The sequence below is a fragment of the Kitasatospora phosalacinea genome, from assembly GCF_000716545.1.
Classification (GTDB): Bacteria; Actinomycetota; Actinomycetes; order Streptomycetales; family Streptomycetaceae; genus Kitasatospora; species Kitasatospora phosalacinea.
In genome coordinates, this window is the sequence record NZ_JNWZ01000140.1 from 1 (window position 1) to 2,698 (window position 2,698).

The 2,698-nt window shown below is 57.3% G+C and carries 1 rRNA gene; it reads left to right on the top strand.

Going from position 1 to position 2,698, the window contains the following annotated elements:
• A 23S ribosomal RNA gene (locus tag OO48_RS33770) occupies window positions 1–2,656 on the top strand; the annotation flags it as partial.
• Between the last annotated feature and the right edge of the window lie 42 nt (window positions 2,657–2,698).

Consider the following 2,698-nt stretch of genomic DNA (forward strand, 5'->3'; position numbering starts at 1 on the left):
TCCCAAGTAGCACGGGGCCCGAGAAATCCCGTGTGAATCTGGCGGGACCACCCGCTAAGCCTAAATATTCCCTGGTGACCGATAGCGGATAGTACCGTGAGGGAATGGTGAAAAGTACCGCGGGAGCGGAGTGAAATAGTACCTGAAACCGTGTGCCTACAAGCCGTGGGGGCATCCCTTTGGGGGTGTGACTGCGTGCCTTTTGAAGAATGAGCCTGCGAGTTTGCGGTGTGTAGCGAGGTTAACCCGTGTGGGGTAGCCGTAGCGAAAGCGAGTCCGAATAGGGCGCCCATAGTTGCATGCCCAAGACCCGAAGCGGAGTGATCTAGCCATGGGCAGGTTGAAGCGGAGGTAAGACTTCGTGGAGGACCGAACCCACCAGGGTTGAAAACCTGGGGGATGACCTGTGGTTAGGGGTGAAAGGCCAATCAAACTCCGTGATAGCTGGTTCTCCCCGAAATGCATTTAGGTGCAGCGTCGCGTGTTTCTTGCCGGAGGTAGAGCACTGGATAGGCGATGGGCCTTACCGGGTTACTGACCTTAGCCAAACTCCGAATGCCGGTAAGTGAGAGCGCGGCAGTGAGACTGTGGGGGATAAGCTCCATGGTCGAGAGGGAAACAGCCCAGAACACCGACTAAGGTCCCCAAGCGTGTGCTAAGTGGGAAAGGATGTGGAGTCGCAGAGACAACCAGGAGGTTGGCTTAGAAGCAGCCACCCTTGAAAGAGTGCGTAATAGCTCACTGGTCAAGTGATTCCGCGCCGACAATGTAGCGGGGCTCAAGCACACCACCGAAGTCGTGTCATTGCAGCATGAAGGGCCAACGCCTGCTGTGATGGGTAGGGGAGCGTCGTGTGCCGGGTGAAGCAGCCGAGGAATCGAGTTGTGGACGGTTCACGAGTGAGAATGCAGGCATGAGTAGCGATACAAGAGTGGGAAACTCTTGCGCCGATTGACCAAGGGTTCCTGGGTCAAGCTGATCTGCCCAGGGTAAGTCGGGACCTAAGGCGAGGCCGACAGGCGTAGTCGATGGACAACGGGTTGATATTCCCGTACCCGCTTTGAAGCGCCAACGTCGAACCTCTTGATGCTAAGCCCGTGAAGCCGGCCCGGAGTCTTCGGACAATGGGACGTGGTGGAGCCGGTGACCCAACGGGGTAGTAGGTGAGCGATGGGGTGACGCAGGAAGGTAGTCCAGCCCGGGCGGTGGTAGTCCCGGGGTAAGGGTGTAGGACGTTGCGTAGGCAAATCCGCGCGACACGAGTCTGAGACCTGATGCCGAGCCGATTGTGGTGAAGTGGATGATCCTATGCTGTCGAGAAAAGCCTCTAGCGAGTTTCATGGCGGCCCGTACCCCAAACCGACTCAGGTGGTCAGGTAGAGAATACCGAGGCGTTCGGGTGAACTGTGGTTAAGGAACTCGGCAAAATGCCCCCGTAACTTCGGGAGAAGGGGGGCCATTGCTGGTGACGGGACGTGCTCCCCGAGCTGGTGGTGGCCGCAGAGACCAGCGAGAAGCGACTGTTTACTAAAAACACAGGTCCGTGCGAAGCCGTAAGGCGATGTATACGGACTGACGCCTGCCCGGTGCTGGAACGTTAAGGGGACCGGTTAGTCCGATTTCGGTCGGGCGAAGCTGAGAACTTAAGCGCCAGTAAACGGCGGTGGTAACTATAACCATCCTAAGGTAGCGAAATTCCTTGTCGGGTAAGTTCCGACCTGCACGAATGGCGTAACGACTTCTCGACTGTCTCAACCACAGGCCCGGTGAAATTGCATTACGAGTAAAGATGCTCGTTTCGCGCAGCAGGACGGAAAGACCCCGGGACCTTTACTATAGCTTGATATTGGTGTTCGGTTCGGCTTGTGTAGGATAGGTGGGAGACTGTGAAGCGGCAACGCCAGTTGTCGTGGAGTCGCCGTTGAAATACCACTCTGGTCGTGCTGGATGTCTAACCTGGGTCCGTGATCCGGATCAGGGACAGTGTCTGGTGGGTAGTTTAACTGGGGCGGTTGCCTCCTAAAGGGTAACGGAGGCGCCCAAAGGTTCCCTCAGCCTGGTTGGCAATCAGGTGTTGAGTGTAAGTGCACAAGGGAGCTTGACTGTGAGACTGACGGGTCGAGCAGGTACGAAAGTAGGGACTAGTGATCCGGCGGTGGCTTGTGGAAGCGCCGTCGCTCAACGGATAAAAGGTACCCCGGGGATAACAGGCTGATCTTCCCCAAGAGTCCATATCGACGGGATGGTTTGGCACCTCGATGTCGGCTCGTCGCATCCTGGGGCTGGAGTAGGTCCCAAGGGTTGGGCTGTTCGCCCATTAAAGCGGTACGCGAGCTGGGTTTAGAACGTCGTGAGACAGTTCGGTCCCTATCCGCTGTGCGCGTAGGAGTGTTGAGAAGGGCTGTCCCTAGTACGAGAGGACCGGGACGGACGGACCTCTGGTGTGCCAGTTGTCCTGCCAAGGGCATGGCTGGTTGGCTACGTTCGGGAGGGATAACCGCTGAAAGCATCTAAGCGGGAAGCCTGCTTCGAGATGAGCACTCCCACCTCCTTGAGAGGGTAAGGCTCCCAGTAGACGACTGGGTTGATAGGCCGGATATGGAAGCCCCGTGAGGGGTGGAGTTGACCGGTACTAATAGGCCGAGGGCTTGTCCTCAGTTGCTCGCGTCCACTGTGTTGTTCTGAAACAACGACCCCC